Origin of the sequence: Micromonospora sp. URMC 103 (assembly GCF_051386435.1) — a bacterium.
In the GTDB taxonomy this organism is placed as follows: domain Bacteria; phylum Actinomycetota; class Actinomycetes; order Mycobacteriales; family Micromonosporaceae; genus Micromonospora.
The window spans coordinates 1,156,036-1,170,177 of the sequence record NZ_JBPQTR010000004.1; the positions used below are offsets into that span (position 1 = coordinate 1,156,036).

The following is a 14,142-nucleotide window of genomic DNA, read 5'->3' on the forward strand; positions in this document are numbered from 1 at the left end:
TGCATGAGTTCGGCGCTGGGGGGCGCGGACGCGGAGGAACTCCGGGCTGGCGGCGGGGACCTACCTCCGTCGTTGGCCGCGGCCTTCGCCGCCGGCGGTGAGATGGGTGGGCGCCTGGCCGCGTTCGACTGGTCCGGCACGTCGCTCGGCGCCCCCGACCGCTGGCCGGCCGCCCTCGTGGGTGCCGTCAACTCGATGCTCGCCTCCAGCGCGCAGATCGTCATGTTCTGGGGCGAGGAGCAGCTCGCCTTCTACAACGACGCCTACCGGCCCACCATCGGCAGCAAGCACCCCGACGTGCTCTGCCAGCCCGCCCGCCACCACTGGGCGGAGACGTGGGACGTGCTCGGGCCGCTGCTCGACGGCGTACGCCGGTCGGGGCGCTCCTACCGCGCCGAGGACCACCCGTTCCTGCTCGAACGGCAGGGGTTCCTGGAGCAGACCTGGTTCGACGTCTCGTACGACCCGATCCGCGGCACGGACGGTTCGGTCGCCGGCGTCTTCTGCATCGTGAACGAGACCACGGGGCGTGTGCTCGGCGCGCGCCGGCTGCGGGCGTTGGCCGAACTCGGTGCCGAGCTGGCCGACGTGAGCACCGCCGCCGAGCTGGGCCGAACCGCCGCCGCCGTCCTCGACCGGCACCGGGAGGACGTGCCGTTCGCCCAGATCTGGCTGCGGGACGAGGGGAAGCGGTTCGCCCTGGTCGGCGGCAGCGGGCCGGAGCCGACGACTGCCGGCGTGCCGCCCGAGGTGCTCGACCGCGCGACCGACGGTCCCGCCGTGGTGGACGTGACGGACCTGTTCGACCCGGTGCCGGCCACGCTGGCCGACCGGGCGCTCGCGCTGCCGCTCACCACCGGGAACCAGACCGTCGGTGTGCTGCTCCTGGGCGTGGCCCGGCTGCTGCCGATGACCGACGACTACCGGCACTTCCTGGACCTGCTGGCCGCGCAGCTCTCCAGCGCCGTGGACCGGCAGCGGGCGTACGAGCGGGAGCGCCACCGGGTCGCCGAGCTGGCCGCCCTCGACCGTGCCAAGACCACGTTCTTCGCGAACGTCAGCCACGAGTTCCGTACGCCGCTCACCCTGGTGCTCGGCCCGCTGGAGGACCTGCTCGCCGATCCCGCGCTGCCCCCCGCGTACACGGACCGGCTCACCGTGATGCACCGCAACGCGCTGCGCCTGCTCAAGCTCGTCAACACGGTGCTCGACTTCTCCCGCCTCGAGTCCGGCCGGCTCGCCGCCCACTATCAGCCGACCGACCTCGCCGACTACACCTCCCGCCTGGCCAGCACCTTCCGCTCCGCCGCCGAGCGGGCCGGGCTGCGGCTGGTGGTCGACTGCCCGCCGCTGCCCGCGCCGGTGTTCGTCGATCGGGACATGTGGGAGAAGATCGTCCTCAACCTGGTGGCGAACGCCGTGAAGTTCACCTTCGACGGCGAGATCCGGGTGCGGATCCGGGCGGTGGGCGACGGCGCGCGGCTCGAGGTCTCCGACACCGGCGTGGGCATCGTGCCGGACGAGCTGCCGCACGTCTTCGAGCGGTTCCGCCAGGTGCCGGGGGCGCGCGCCCGCACCCACGAGGGCACCGGCATCGGGCTGGCGCTGGTCCGCGAGCTGGCCGAACTGCACGGCGGCGAGGCGGGGGTGACCAGCCGCGTCGACGAGGGCAGCACGTTCACGGTGACCGTGCCGTTCGGCTCGGCGCACCTGCCGGCCGACCGGGTGGCCGCGGCCGACTCCACCAGGCCCGAGCCGACTCAGGCCCCGCTCTTCGTGGCGGAGGCCGCGCTCTGGACCGGTGGCGCGGAGGCGGTCCGCGGCCCGGCCCTCCCCACCGCCGGGACCGGCCGGATCCTCGTCGTGGACGACAACGCCGACCTGCGCGAACACGTGAGCCGGCTGCTCTCCCCGAGCTGGGAGGTGGTCACGGCCGACGACGGGCTGCAGGCGCTGCGGTTGGCGGTGGCGGGCGAGTTCGACCTGGTGCTCGCCGACGTGATGATGCCCCGGCTGGACGGGTTCGGCCTGGTGAGCGCGCTACGGGCGGACCCCCGCACCCGGTACGTGCCGATCGTGCTGCTCTCCGCGCGCGCCGGCTCGGCCGAGGCGGTGGCCGGCCTGGCGGTGGGCGCCGACGACTACCTCACGAAGCCCTTCTCCGCCCAGGAACTCATCGCCCGGGTACGCGCCAACGTCGAGCTGGGCCAGCTCCGCGGCCAGATCATCCGCCGGCTGCGGGCGCTCGCCGACGCGGCCGTGGCCGTGAACACCGCCCGGTCCACGGCGGACGTGCTCCGCGTCGCCGCCCGGCACGCGCTCAACCTCGTCGGGGCCGCCCGGGTGGTCGTCACCGCGAGCGGCACGCGTGCCGAGGCGGACGCCGGGGGCGCCAGCGCGAGCGACCCGTCGTTCCTCCTTCCGCTCAGCGGCACCGGTGGGGAACCGCTGGGCGAGCTGCGGGTGTGGCGCCTGGAGGGCGACGGCGCGGACACCGACGAGGCCGCGCTCACGGAGCTGGCGCGGCTCGTCGGGGTGCGGCTCGAGAACGCCCAGCTCTACGAGGCGGAGCACCGCATCGCCACGACCCTGCAGCACAGCCTGCTGCCCCGGTCGCTGCCCCAGCTGCCGGGCGCGGTGGTGGCCAGCCGGTATCTGCCGGGCAGCGCCGACGTCGAGGTCGGCGGCGACTGGTACGACGTGATCACGCTCGACGACGACGAGCTGGTGCTGGTCATCGGCGACGTGGTCGGCAAGGGCGTGCAGGCCGCCGCCGCGATGGGGCAGCTGCGCAACGCGCTGCGCGCGTACCTGCTGGAGGGTTTCGATCCGGGTGAGTCGTTGACCCGCCTGAACCGGCTGGTCGCCCTGACCGAGCGCCGATCGTTCGCCACGGTCGTCTGCCTGCTGTTCGACCCGCTGTCGGGGCGGCTGCGCTACGCCAGCGCGGGCCACCCGTCCCCGCTGCTCATCCGGGGTCAGGAGGTGGCGTTCCTGCACGACCGCGCCCAGGGCCCGCCGGTCGGCGCCGTCGCGGACACCGTGTACCGGACCGTGGAGGCGGACCTGCCCACCGGAAGCCGGCTGCTGCTCTACACGGACGGGCTCATCGAAGACCGGCAGCTCGGCATCGACGAGGCGATGGCGCGTCTGCGGGCCGACGCGGCGGCCCCTCGCGAGCACGTGACGGACCTGGTCGACGCCGTGGTGGGACGGGTGACGGGCCGGCCGCGGCGCGACGATGTGGCGGTGCTGGCGCTCGAGGCGGCCGAGCCGCACCGGTTCGCGCTGCGGCTGCCGGCCGACCCCACCCGCCTCAGCGTGCTGCGCAAGCGCCTGGAGGACTTCCTCGTGGCGCACGGCGTCGGCGAGACGGACCTGTTCGACCTCACGGTGGCGATCTCCGAGGCCGCCGCCAACGCGATCGAGCACCCGGTCGCCCCCGCCGAGGCGACGATCGGCGTCGAGGTCACGATCGACGACCGGACGGTGACGGCGACCGTACGCGACAGCGGCCAGTGGCGGGAGTCGACCGGCTCCGGGTTCCGGGGCCGCGGGTTGTCGCTGATCCGGGCGCTCGGGGAGCTCTCGGTCAACCGCACCCCGAAGGGCACGGAGGTGACGCTGCGCCGGCGGTTGGAGGACTGAGCCGGCCGGCGCGGGCGGTCAGTCGGCGCGCAGCCAGGGCTGCTCGCCGAGCCCGGAGATGTCGAGCACGCGGCGGACCTGCCGGGACGGCAGCACGGTGAGCGCGTCCGGGATTCGCTGGGCCAGCCGGACGAGGGCGTGGATCGCGGCGGAGTCGAAGAAGGTGACCGCGCGCAGGTCGAGCGTGACCCGTGCGGCGGGCTCGCGGAGCGCGGTCTGGAACATGGTGTCGGCGGTCGCCATGTCGACCTCGCCGGCCACGACCACACGGAGGTGTTCGCCATCGACCTCCGCGGTGGCGGAGAACACGGGCGGCGCAGCCCCTTGATCCACGCAGACACCATGGCACAACGGGAGAGGTGGGGCAACACCGCCCGCCGGGCCGTGGCGGAACGCTCCCGCGTGGCGGCGATAGGCTGAACCCATGACCGTCCGTGCGCCGTTGACCCCAGGCACGCTCTCGCCGTGGCGGGCGGTGCCCGCCCACATCACCCGTCCCGAGTACGTGGGCAAGAAGGCCCCGACGGAGTGGCGCGGGTCGCACGTGCAGACGCCGGAGACCATCGAGAAGATGCGGGTCGCCGGCCGGCTCGCCGCCCAGGCGACCCAGCTCGCCGGAGAGCACTGCAAGCCCGGCGTCACCACCGACGAGATCGACCGGGTGGTGCACGAGTTCCTCTGCGACCACGGCGCCTACCCGTCGACGCTGGGCTACCGGGGCTTCCCCAAGTCGTGCTGCACCAGCCTCAACGAGGTGATCTGCCACGGCATCCCCGACTCGACGGTCCTCCAGGACGGCGACATCATCAACGTCGACGTGACCGCGTACCTCGACGGGGTGCACGGCGACACGGACGCCACGTTCTGTGTCGGCGAGGTCAGCGAGGAGGCCCGCCTGCTGGTCGAGCGCACCCACGAGGCGATGATGCGGGGCATCCGGGCGGTCGCCCCGGGCCGGCAGATCAACGTGATCGGGCGGGTCATCGAGTCGTACGCCAAGCGCTTCGGCTACGGCGTGGTGCGCGACTTCACCGGGCACGGCATCGGCGAGGCGTTCCACAGCGGGCTCTACGTGCCGCACTACGACAGCCCCCGGCCCACCGACATCATGGAGCCGGGCATGACGTTCACGATCGAGCCGATGATCACCCTCGGCACCTACCAGTACGACATGTGGGACGACGGGTGGACCGTCGTCACCAAGGACCGGAAGTGGACGGCGCAGTTCGAGCACACGATCGTGGTGACCGAGGACGGCCACGAGATCCTGACCCTGCCGTGACCGACAGCCCGGCCGCGCTGCGCGAGGCGCACCACGCCGACGTCTCCGGTGGCTGGCTGCGCCCGGCGGTGTTCGGGGCGATGGACGGCCTGGTCACCAACATCGCCCTGATTGCCGGGGTGGGCGGCGGTGGGGTGTCGCCGCGCAGCATCGTGCTGACGGGCGCCGCGGGCCTGGTGGCCGGCGCCATCTCGATGGGGCTGGGCGAGTACACGAGCGTCCGGTCGGCCAACGAGCAGGTCGCCGCCGAGGTGGCCAAGGAGCGCCGGGAGCTGGAGCGGCATCCCGAGGCGGAGGCCCGGGAGCTGGCCGACGCCTGGGTGGCCCGCGGCCTGCCCCGGGACCTGGCCATGCAGGTGGCCGAGGCGGTGCGGCGCAATCCGGAGGAGGCGCTGCGGATGCACGTCCGGGAGGAGCTGGGTGTCGACCCGGACGACCAGCCGAGCCCGTGGGCGGCGGCGATCTCGTCGTTCCTGTTCTTCTCGGTGGGCGCGCTCGTGCCGCTGATCACCTACCTCCTGGGCTTCACCGCCCTGTGGCTCGCGCTCGGCGTCGGCGGGCTCGGTCTGTTCCTGGCGGGGGCCGTGGTGGCCCGCTTCACCAACCGCCCCTGGTGGTCGAGCGGCCTGCGGCAGCTGCTGCTCGGCGCCGCGGCGGCCGCTGCCACGTACGCGGTGGGCGCCCTGATCGGCGTCCAGGGCGGGCTCGGCTGACCTTCCCCCTCGCCTGGGTCAGCCGTCGAGGAGGTCGTCGACCGTGCCGTCCACGGGCTGGCCGCGAGCCGTCAGCTCCTCGGCCTGCCGGGCCAGCACCGCGCCCACCTCGGTCATGTCCGCGCCGGCCAGCCCCGTCCGCCGGACCGCGTCGCCCGGGTCCCGGAAGTAGGTGCGGCTCAGCAGGCCGTTGACGGTGGCCGCGGCGAGCCGGGCCTCGCCGAGCATGAGCAGGGCCTGGTCGGTCTCGTACCACTCGGCCAGCCGGGCGGCCCGCGCGTGCGCCGCCCGGCCCCGGTACCAGGCCCGTCGGGCCGCGGCGCTGAACTCGGCGGGCCGGGCCCGGGCCAACCGCCCGAGGTGCTCGTCGCGCAGGGTCCGCAGCCAGCCCGTCGGGTCGTACAGCGGACGGGTCGTGACGTAGCGGTCGGCCGTGAGCGGCCACAGCGGGCCGATGAGGCGGGCCTGCCGCAGGTAGTCGTCGGCGCCGGCGACGGTCAGGTCGACGAGCACGCCGTCGACCCGGCGGGTGGCCGTGGGCGGGCCGGTCTCCGGCCGGTAGGTCACCACGAGTAGCCCGAGCTCGCCGTCGCCGCCGCCGTCGTCGTCGCCGTGGGCCAGCGGACCGTGTACGGCGACCGCCAGCACGTCGGCGGGGAAACGTCGCCGGGCCGCCTCGGCGACCCGCTCGGCGACCAGCCACCGGGGGTCGGCCAGGTGCCGGTCGATCTCCGCGTCCTCGCTGCTCGCGCTCACGCCGACCACTCCTGCCGCGCGACGTCCGTGGGCACCCGCGGCTCCACCGCCACCCGGTCGGGGCGTCGCCCCCGCCGTCCGCCGGCGCCGGTCACCGCGCTGCGCACCACCCTAGCCAGACGAGCCGCCGTCACCGGCCGCGCCGCGCCCGACCGGTACCAGCCGGAAAACGCGGATCTCCCGGCCACCGGCCCGTCGCACGTACGTCCGGTACGCCGGCCACTCGGTGACGAGCAGTCGCCAGAGCCGGTCCCGTTCGACGCCGCTGGCGACCTCGGCGCGTACGGGGACGCGGCGACCCTTCACGGCCACCTCCGCGGCCGGATCGGCGAGCAGGTTCATCGACCAGCCGGGCTGGTGGGGCTGCCCCCAGTTCGAGCCGACCACCACGTACGCGTCGCCGTCGCGGACGTACAGCAGCGGGTTGCTGCGCGGCTTGCCGGAACGCCGGCCGGTGGTCGTCAGGATGAGGGACGGGACGAGGCCGAGGGCGACGACCCGGCCCCGGGTCAGCCGGCCGACCGCCCGGTCGGCGGGAACCAGCAGGCGGGCGGCGGCGGCGAACCAGCGGTGGTGGCCGACGCGGCGGGTGAGGGCTCCGAGGACGGGCACGGGCACCAGTCTGCCGGCCGGCGGCCCCGGGCGGCACCCCCGGACCGGCTCAGTCCAGTCGCCGCTCGACGGGCAGACGGGACCGGGTGAACAGCCCGGCGCCGAGCATCGTCACCAGCGGCACCAGCACCAGGACGCCGAGCGCCGACCAGGGGACGACCAGCGGGTACGGGTCCTCGATGGGCCAGCTGGCCGCGTACTGGCGGTTGGTGGAGGACAGCACGAGCGCCGCCGTGCCGAGGCCGGCCACGATGCCGAGCACCGAGCCGAGGCCGGCGATCACCCCGGCCTGACAGAGCGCGAGCAGCCGGCGTACGCCCGGACTGGCGCCGACCGCCGCGAGGGTGGACAGGTCGGCCCGGCCCTCCGCCGCGGCGAGGCCGGTGGCGATCCCGGCCGCGCCGACCGTCACGAGACCGGCCGCGGCGGCGAGCAGGAGCAGCAGCGGCTCCCGCTCGGCCGGCGGCCCGTCCGGTGCCACGTTCAGATAGAAGGAGCCGTAGCCGAACAGGGCGGCGGTGAACCTGCGCTGCTGCCGCTCGTCGGGCGCCGCCGGCGTGGAGACGGCCCAGGAGGCGGTCGACCAGGTCAGCCCGAGCCGGGTGGCGGCCGTGGGGGAGAGCAGGAGCCGGCCGGGGCTCGTGGTGTCCGGCAGCGCGTACGCGGCCAGCAGGCTGACCGACCGGTCCACGGACCGCGGCTCCCCGTCGCCCCGGTCGACCGCGACCGCCACCCGGCCGTCGACCACGTAGCGGGGGTCGGTCACCACCGCGCCTCCGGCCCGCAGCGCGGCGGCGGCCGCCGCCAGGTCGGCGGGCGCCGCGCCGGTGAGGATCGGTAGTGCCCGGCCGTCGTCCACGACGATCTGGACGTACTCCCCGTAGTAGTCGCGGGAGTGGAGCTGGCAGCGCGGGTCGGCGCGCGCCCGTCGCCGGTCCGCGGGGCTCAGCCCGTCGCCGGGCCGCCACGGGCAGGCCCGTTCCGGCGGCAGCACCGGGTTGATCTCGCAGATCGCGGCCGGGCCGCGCACCGGATCGCAGCTCGGGGCGTTCACCGGGGCCACGGCGTCGGCGTGCAGGTGCGTCCGGGCCGCCTCGGCCAGCGCCGCGGGCGGGACGGGCCGCTGGTCCTGCGGCTGGACGACCTCGAGGTTGCCCGCGGGCAGGCTGGGTCGGTAGGACGCGGCGTCCCGCGCCGTGTCACTGGCCAGATAGCTGCCGAGCGCCACGCTGGCCGCGACGGCGGCCATCACCGCGGAGATCGCGGGCGCCGCGGACGCGCGGTTGCGGCTGGCGTCGCGAAGCGCGATCCGGGGCGCCAGCGGCAGCGCCCGGCCGAGCCGCGCGAGCAGGCCGATCAGGGTCGGCGTGCAGAGCACCAGGCCCAGTTCACCGAGGATGACGCCGACGAGGATCACGGTGGGGCCCGCCCGGGCCGCCCCGAACGCGGCGACGGCCGCGCCGCCGGCCGAGAGGGCCAGCCCGAGCGCCAGCCAGCGGCCCCGGTTGCGGGGTGGTGTGCGCCGACCGGCCAGCCCGGCCATCACGTCCTGCCGCGCGGCGGTCCAGGCCGGCGCGAGCGCCGCGAGCACCCCGGCCAGCACCGCGACCCCGGCGATCACCACGAGGGCGACCGGCCAGCAGCGGTAACCGCCGAAGCGGGCCCCGACCACGTACTGCTCGACGAGCGGCCGGCCGGCGAACGCCGCCGCCACACCGAGCGCCAGGCCGGCGACGGCGCCCAGACAGCCCAGCACCACCCCGTCGGCCAGGACCACCCGGCGTAGCTGCGCCGCGTCGCCGCCGGCCACCGCGAGGAGGGCCAGGTCCCGGCGCCGCCGCCGTACGCCGACCGCGAAGGCCGGCCCCACGAGCAGGACGACCTCCAGCAGGCCGAGCCCGCCCACCAGCACGGCGCTGCCCATCTCGTTCACGTCGGCGGCGTTCGCGCCCGGCCAGAGGCTCAGGAGCCGGCTCTCGTCCGGCCCACCCCGGGTAGTCACCACCACGCCGTGTGCGTTGAGCCGGCCCACCAGGGCGGCGTCCACCGGCCCGGGCACGTCGACGAGCCAGTCGGACTCCGTGCCCGCCTCGGCCCCCGGCGCCGCGGCCGGGGGCAGGGCGAGCACCGGGCCCAGGTCGTCCGGGAACTCCACCACGCCGACCAGCCGGTACCGGCGGGAGCCGTCGGCGGCGGTGACCGTGCCGCCGAGCCGGGCGTGGAGGTAGCGCAGGGCGGCCGGGCTCGCCGCGATCTCGTCGGCAGCGGCCGGCGCGCGGCCGCCGCGCAGGCGTACGGTGCTGCGCGCGAGCGGGTCGGTGAGGTCCACCACCCGGCCCCTCATCGTGTCGTTCCCGTCGCCGTTGCGCACCGCGACCGGCACCCACCTCCGCACCTCGGTGGCCCGGCTGCCGGGCCCGAGCAGCGCGGTGACCTCGTCGACGATGGCCGGCCGGCCCGGGCCCACCTGGTCGCCGTCCCGTGCCTCCCAGCTGTCGCCCTCCTCGTTTTGGACGACCGGGAGGTCACCGGTCCAGCGCAGTGCCGCGTCGGCGTCGCCGAGCTGGCGGTCGACCCGCTCCTGCCGGGTCAGCTGCGCCATGTCGTAGCTGACCGCCACGAACGTCAACAGCAGGACCGGCAGGGCGATCATGGCCAGCACGAGCGCGGTCCGGCCGCGGGCCCGGCGCGCCTCCCGCCGGGCGATGCGCAGCGCGGCACGCCACGAGCCGACCAGCGCGGCGTGCCGCCGGCCGCCGGACCCCGGGTCGCGCGGGCGGGGACCGCCCGGGTGGAACGCCGCCGACCGCCGTCGACCCCCGCTGCGGAAGCGCACGGCGCCGCCGGGCCGGATCGTCACCGGCCGGTGCCGCTCAGCAGCTGTTCGACGCTGCCCAGCGGTGCCGTCGAGTCGACAAGCACGCCGTCGCGGAGGAACACCACCCGGTCGGCCCAGCCGGCGTGCCGCGCCTCGTGCGTGACCAGCAGCCCGGCCGCGCCCGCGTCCACCCGGCGGCGCAGCAGGTGCAGCACGGCCTCGCCGGTCTGCGAGTCCAGGGCCCCGGTCGGCTCGTCGGCCAGCACCAGCCGCCGCTCGCCCACCAGCGCCCGGGCGATCGCCACCCGCTGCTGCTGGCCGCCGGAGAGCTGGTCCGGGAAGCGGTCGCCCAGCTCCGGCAGGCCCACCTCGGCGAGCGCGGCCAGGGCCAGCGCGCGGGCCCGGCGGACCCCGGTGCCGTCGAGTTCCAGCGGCAGCGCCACGTTCTCCACGGCGCTCAGGCTGCCCAGCAGGTTGAGGTCCTGGAAGATGTAGCCGATCCGGCGGCGGCGCAGCTGCGCCAGCCCGCGCCGGTCCAGCCCGGCCAGCGGCTGCCCGTCCACGCGTACCTCGCCGGAGGTGGGGCTGTCGAGGCCACCGGCGAGCGCCAGCAGGGTCGACTTGCCCGAGCCCGAGGGGCCCATCACGGCGACCAGCTCGCCCGCCCGGACGGTGAGGCTCACCCCGCGCAGGGCGTGCACGGCGGCCGGGCCGGACCCGTGGGTGCGGTGGACGGCGTGCAGCTCGAGCACCGCGCCGTCCGGTCCACTCACCGCCGCGCCTCCTCGCCGGTCGGTCGCACCGCCTCGGCCGGTGGCGCCGTGCCGTGCGCGCCCGGTGCGGGCGGGCGGTAGCGCACGAGGCTGGTCTCGCAGTGGTCCAGCCAGCGCACCTCCGCCTCCGCCTGGAACACCATGGCATCGAGCACCAGCCGCCACGGCAGGTCCTCCGGGCGGTCGCTCGCGTACTTCAACCGGGTCAACTCCTGCAGCGCCCGCATGGTGGCGGCCCGCTGGGTCTGCACCACCGCCCGCACGTCCACGCCCGGGGTGGTCAGTGCCAGGGCCAGTTTGATCGACAGCTCGTCGCGGGGCCGGTCGCTCCGGCTCACCGGCGTGGCGAACCAGAGGGCCAGGTCGGCCCGGCCGGCGTCGGTGATCTCGTACGGGCGCTGCCCGGCCTCGCTCTCCGGCAGCGGGCGCACCAGCCCGTCCCGCTCCAGGCGGGACAGCGTGGTGTACACCTGCCCGATGTTCAGCGGCCAGGTCGAGCCGGTCGACTCCTCGAACGCGGCGCGCAGCTGGTAGCCGTACATCTGGCCGCGTTCGAGCAGGGCGAGCAGCCCGTGACGGATCGACATGGCCGGAGTATGCATACCAGGTATGCGGGCCGCAAGCGGGGGCGGGCCCCGCGTGATCCGGGCTACCCCGCGGCGTGGCTCAGACGGGACGCCCGGGGAACGCCACCGTGACCGGCGTGAGCCCGGCCGTCTTCCGCCACCGGGTGGCCCGCACGGCGTAGTCGAGCAGCGCGTCCAGGGCCTGGTCGCGGTCGCGACCGGTGGTGGCGGCCAGCGCCGCCCGCCAGTGCGCCGCCGTGCGCTCCTCGACCTCGACCGCCAGCCGCAGCGCGCTCGCGCGGTCGGTGACCGGGTACGGCAGGGCGTACCCCGCCCGATCCGCGGGGACGGTCGCTCCCGCCGTGCTGAGCTGCGTGACGAGGGCGTCACGGCGCCCGCGGTGCGCGGCTTCGGCCTGCCGGGCAGCGGTCCGGGCCGCGCCGGTGAGCCGTACCCCGATGGGACCGTACGCGTAGATGGCCGCGTACTCGGCCGTCAGCGCCGCGGCCAGCGCCTCCTGTGGTGCCGCCGGCGCCGCTCGCTCGATCACTTCAGTGCCTCCAGGTGGGTGGCCCGGGCCGCCGCGATCGACCCGACCAGGGCGGCGCGCTCGGCGGCTGCGGCGGCACACGCCGTGACGGCGGCGGCCCGGCCGGCCTGTTCGCGTTGCCGCAGCTCGGCGAGCGTGGCGTCCGGGTCGGTGGCCGGGGCGCCCGTCGGCGCGGGGCCGGGCGAGGGAAGCGCGACCCCGAGGAGCCGGGCCAGCTCGGTGGCGTGTGCCTGGTGCGCCTCGGCGATGGGGGTGAGCAGGGCGGCCAGCTCCGGGTGGGCAGCGGCGGCGTCCCGGTGACCGGAGGCGAGCGCCAGCGCCTCGTCCAGCAGCGGGCGCAGGGGATCGGGGGCCGGCGGTGGGCCGTCGTCGCCGCCGAGAAGATCACAGCCGGTCAGCGGCGCCGCCGCGGCGCCGAGGGCCAGCAGCCCTCCGGCGCGCAGAAGGCCGCGCCGGGAATGTCCGGCCGCGTCGGTGCGCTGTGCAGTCGTGCGTGTGCCCACCGCACAAGTCAACACCATGGCGTGCGGTACGCGGGCCACCGCCGTCGGTGCGCCGCTCGGCCGGGTGGCCGCCGGGCGCGTTACGCTCTGCGCAGCCACCGGGCGCGTCCGCCCCGGTGGCGTGCCGGCATGGGGCGGGGACGAGCGGGTCGCCGTCGCTCAGGAGAAGGGTGCGCAGATGACGCAGCGTGGCCGTGCCACCAGGTCGACGGGGCGTCCCCGTGGTGGCGAGCGGCCCCGCGGCGGTGAGCGCCCCCGCGGTGGTGGCGACCTCGGCGCCCGGCGCGCCCGGTTGCGGGACGTGATCGAGCCCGTGGTCCGGGAGGCCGGCTACGACCTCGAGGACCTGTCCGTCTCCCGGGCCGGCCGGCGGCACGTGGTGCGGGTGATCGTGGACGCCGACGGCGGGATCAACCTCGACGCCGTCGCCGACGTCTCCCGGGCGGTCTCCGCGGCGCTCGACGCGGCGGAGGAGTCCGGTGGCGACATCGTCGCCGGCGAGTACCAGCTCGAGGTCAGCTCGCCCGGCGTGGACCGGCCTCTCACCCTGCCCCGGCACTGGCGGCGCAACGTGGGCCGGCTGGTCAAGGTGACCGCCCGGAACGCGGCGACCCTGCCCGGGCAGCGCGGCGAGCAGCCCGCGGGCGACCGGCAGCTCACCGGCCGGATCATCGCGGCCGACGACGAGCGCGTGGAGCTGGAGACCGACGCCGGCCGCGCGGAGTGGACCTACGCCGACCTCGGCCCCGGACGGGTGCAGGTCGAGTTCAGCCGCCTCGACGAGATCGAGGACGCGGACGAGTTCGGCGACGCCGGCGAGCCCGGCGAACCAGACGACATCGACGACGAAGATGATGTGGAGGACGAGGAGAGGTGAACATCGACCTCGCGGCGCTGCGCGCACTGGAGCGCGAGCGGGAGATCCCGTTCGACACGATCCTCGCGGCGATCGAGACCGCGCTGTTGACCGCGTACCGGCACACCGAGGGCGCCGAGCCGCACGCGCGTGTGCAGATCGACCGCAAGTCCGGCGCGGCCTCGGTGTACGCGCAGGAACTGGACGACGAGGGCGCCGTGGTGCGGGAGTGGGACGACACCCCCCACGACTTCGGCCGGATCGCCGCCATGACCGCCAAGCAGGTGATCCTGCAGCGGTTGCGGGAGGCCACCGACGAGGCGCACTTCGGCGAGTACGTGGGCCGCGACGGCGACCTGGTGACCGGCGTCGTGCAGGCGCACGAGGCGCGGGCCGAGAAGGGCATCGTCAGTGTCGACCTCGGCAAGCTGGAGGGCGTGCTGCCGCAGTCCGAGCAGGTGCCCGGCGAGCGGTACGTGCACGGCGAGCGCATCCGGTGCGTGGTCGTGCACGTGGCCAAGGGCCTGCGCGGCCCGCAGATCACCCTGTCCCGGTCGCACCCGGCCCTCGTGAAGAAGCTCTTCGCGCTCGAGGTGCCGGAGATCGCCGACGGCACCGTGGAGATCGGCGCCATCGCACGTGAGGCAGGTCACCGCACGAAGATCGCGGTACGGTCGACGACGCCCGGCGTCAACGCCAAGGGCGCCTGCATCGGCCCGATGGGGCAGCGGGTGCGCGCCGTCATGAGCGAGCTGCACGGCGAGAAGATCGACATCATCGACTGGTCGGACGACCCGGCCACGTTCGTGGGCAACGCGTTGTCGCCGGCCAAGGCCCTGCGGGTCGAGGTGGTCGACCTGGCCGGTCGCGCCGCCCGGGTGACCGTCCCGGACTTCCAGCTCTCCCTGGCCATCGGCCGGGAAGGGCAGAATGCCCGGTTGGCGGCGCGTCTGACCGGTTGGCGCATCGACATCCACTCGGACGCCGAGCAGGCGAGCCCGGCCGGCCGGAGCGCGGCTGATCACGTGCCGGAGCCGGGCGGCGCGATCTCCGGCAGCTAGGGGT

At 75.7% G+C, this 14,142-nt stretch carries 13 protein-coding genes; 5 read left to right on the forward strand and 8 right to left on the reverse strand.

The window, feature by feature from the left end:
- Window positions 1-3 precede the first annotated feature (3 nt).
- A complete protein-coding gene (locus ACSNOA_RS09045; RefSeq protein ID WP_436657502.1) occupies window positions 4-3,648 on the forward strand; it encodes a SpoIIE family protein phosphatase in 3,645 nt (1,214 codons plus the stop codon).
- Window positions 3,649-3,666: 18 nt separating this feature from the next.
- Here ACSNOA_RS09045 and ACSNOA_RS09050 read toward each other — a convergent pair whose 3' ends face one another.
- On the reverse strand, window positions 3,667-3,981 hold the full coding sequence (locus ACSNOA_RS09050; RefSeq protein ID WP_436657503.1) for an STAS domain-containing protein: 315 nt from the start codon (window positions 3,979-3,981) through the stop codon (window positions 3,667-3,669).
- Between the two features lie 91 nt (window positions 3,982-4,072).
- On the opposite strand from ACSNOA_RS09050, the gene map reads away from it, so the two are divergent.
- On the forward strand, window positions 4,073-4,930 hold the full coding sequence (gene map, locus ACSNOA_RS09055; RefSeq protein WP_436657504.1) for a type I methionyl aminopeptidase: 858 nt from the start codon (window positions 4,073-4,075) through the stop codon (window positions 4,928-4,930).
- Window positions 4,927-5,643, forward strand: coding sequence for a VIT1/CCC1 transporter family protein (locus ACSNOA_RS09060; RefSeq protein WP_436657505.1), 717 nt, complete (start codon window positions 4,927-4,929; stop codon window positions 5,641-5,643). The genes map and ACSNOA_RS09060 overlap by 4 nt, the downstream gene beginning before the upstream one ends.
- 18 nt (window positions 5,644-5,661) lie before the next feature.
- Here ACSNOA_RS09060 and ACSNOA_RS09065 read toward each other — a convergent pair whose 3' ends face one another.
- The 7 genes from ACSNOA_RS09065 to ACSNOA_RS09095 all read right to left on the reverse strand — a co-directional run bounded on the left by ACSNOA_RS09065 (window position 5,662) and on the right by ACSNOA_RS09095 (window position 12,239).
- Window positions 5,662-6,399: a nucleotidyltransferase domain-containing protein gene (locus tag ACSNOA_RS09065; RefSeq protein WP_436657506.1), complete on the reverse strand. Its 738-nt coding sequence runs from the start codon at window positions 6,397-6,399 to the stop codon at window positions 5,662-5,664.
- 111 nt (window positions 6,400-6,510) lie between these two features.
- Window positions 6,511-7,011, reverse strand: coding sequence for a nitroreductase/quinone reductase family protein (locus ACSNOA_RS09070; RefSeq protein WP_436657507.1), 501 nt, complete (start codon window positions 7,009-7,011; stop codon window positions 6,511-6,513).
- 49 nt (window positions 7,012-7,060) lie between these two features.
- The gene (locus tag ACSNOA_RS09075; protein WP_436657508.1) at window positions 7,061-9,871 is read right to left on the reverse strand and encodes an FtsX-like permease family protein; all 2,811 of its coding nucleotides are present in this window, start codon (window positions 9,869-9,871) and stop codon (window positions 7,061-7,063) included.
- On the reverse strand, window positions 9,868-10,602 hold the full coding sequence (locus ACSNOA_RS09080; RefSeq protein WP_436657509.1) for an ABC transporter ATP-binding protein: 735 nt from the start codon (window positions 10,600-10,602) through the stop codon (window positions 9,868-9,870). The genes ACSNOA_RS09075 and ACSNOA_RS09080 overlap by 4 nt, the downstream gene beginning before the upstream one ends.
- Entirely contained in the window at window positions 10,599-11,189 is a 591-nt protein-coding gene (locus ACSNOA_RS09085) for a PadR family transcriptional regulator (RefSeq protein ID WP_436657510.1), read from the reverse strand. Before ACSNOA_RS09085 ends, ACSNOA_RS09080 begins: the two co-directional genes overlap by 4 nt.
- Before the next feature lie 79 nt (window positions 11,190-11,268).
- Window positions 11,269-11,718 carry a ferritin-like domain-containing protein gene (locus ACSNOA_RS09090; protein ID WP_436657511.1) on the reverse strand — a complete coding sequence of 150 codons (450 nt, stop codon included), beginning with the start codon at window positions 11,716-11,718 and terminating at the stop codon, window positions 11,269-11,271.
- On the reverse strand, window positions 11,715-12,239 hold the full coding sequence (locus tag ACSNOA_RS09095; RefSeq protein ID WP_436658352.1) for a hypothetical protein: 525 nt from the start codon (window positions 12,237-12,239) through the stop codon (window positions 11,715-11,717). The genes ACSNOA_RS09090 and ACSNOA_RS09095 overlap by 4 nt, the downstream gene beginning before the upstream one ends.
- A gap of 160 nt (window positions 12,240-12,399) precedes the next feature.
- Here ACSNOA_RS09095 and rimP point away from each other — a divergent pair, with 160 nt between their 5' ends.
- Both rimP and nusA read left to right on the forward strand, forming a co-directional pair.
- A complete protein-coding gene (gene rimP, locus ACSNOA_RS09100; protein ID WP_436657512.1) occupies window positions 12,400-13,098 on the forward strand; it encodes a ribosome maturation factor RimP in 699 nt (232 codons plus the stop codon).
- Window positions 13,095-14,138, forward strand: coding sequence for a transcription termination factor NusA (gene nusA / locus ACSNOA_RS09105; protein WP_436657513.1), 1,044 nt, complete (start codon window positions 13,095-13,097; stop codon window positions 14,136-14,138). Before rimP ends, nusA begins: the two co-directional genes overlap by 4 nt.
- Window positions 14,139-14,142: the final 4 nt, after the last annotated feature.

What these genes read in the sequence shown, in the direction of transcription:
- ACSNOA_RS09045 (WP_436657502.1), top strand. Translation starts at nt 4, where the DNA reads ATGAGTTCGGCGCTGGGGGGCGCGGACGCGGAGGAACTCCGGGCTGGC.
- ACSNOA_RS09085 (WP_436657510.1), bottom strand. Translation starts at nt 11,189, where the DNA reads ATGTCGATCCGTCACGGGCTGCTCGCCCTGCTCGAACGCGGCCAGATG.
- map (WP_436657504.1), top strand. Translation starts at nt 4,073, where the DNA reads ATGACCGTCCGTGCGCCGTTGACCCCAGGCACGCTCTCGCCGTGGCGG.
- rimP (WP_436657512.1), top strand. Translation starts at nt 12,400, where the DNA reads ATGACGCAGCGTGGCCGTGCCACCAGGTCGACGGGGCGTCCCCGTGGT.
- ACSNOA_RS09095 (WP_436658352.1), bottom strand. Translation starts at nt 12,239, where the DNA reads ATGGTGTTGACTTGTGCGGTGGGCACACGCACGACTGCACAGCGCACC.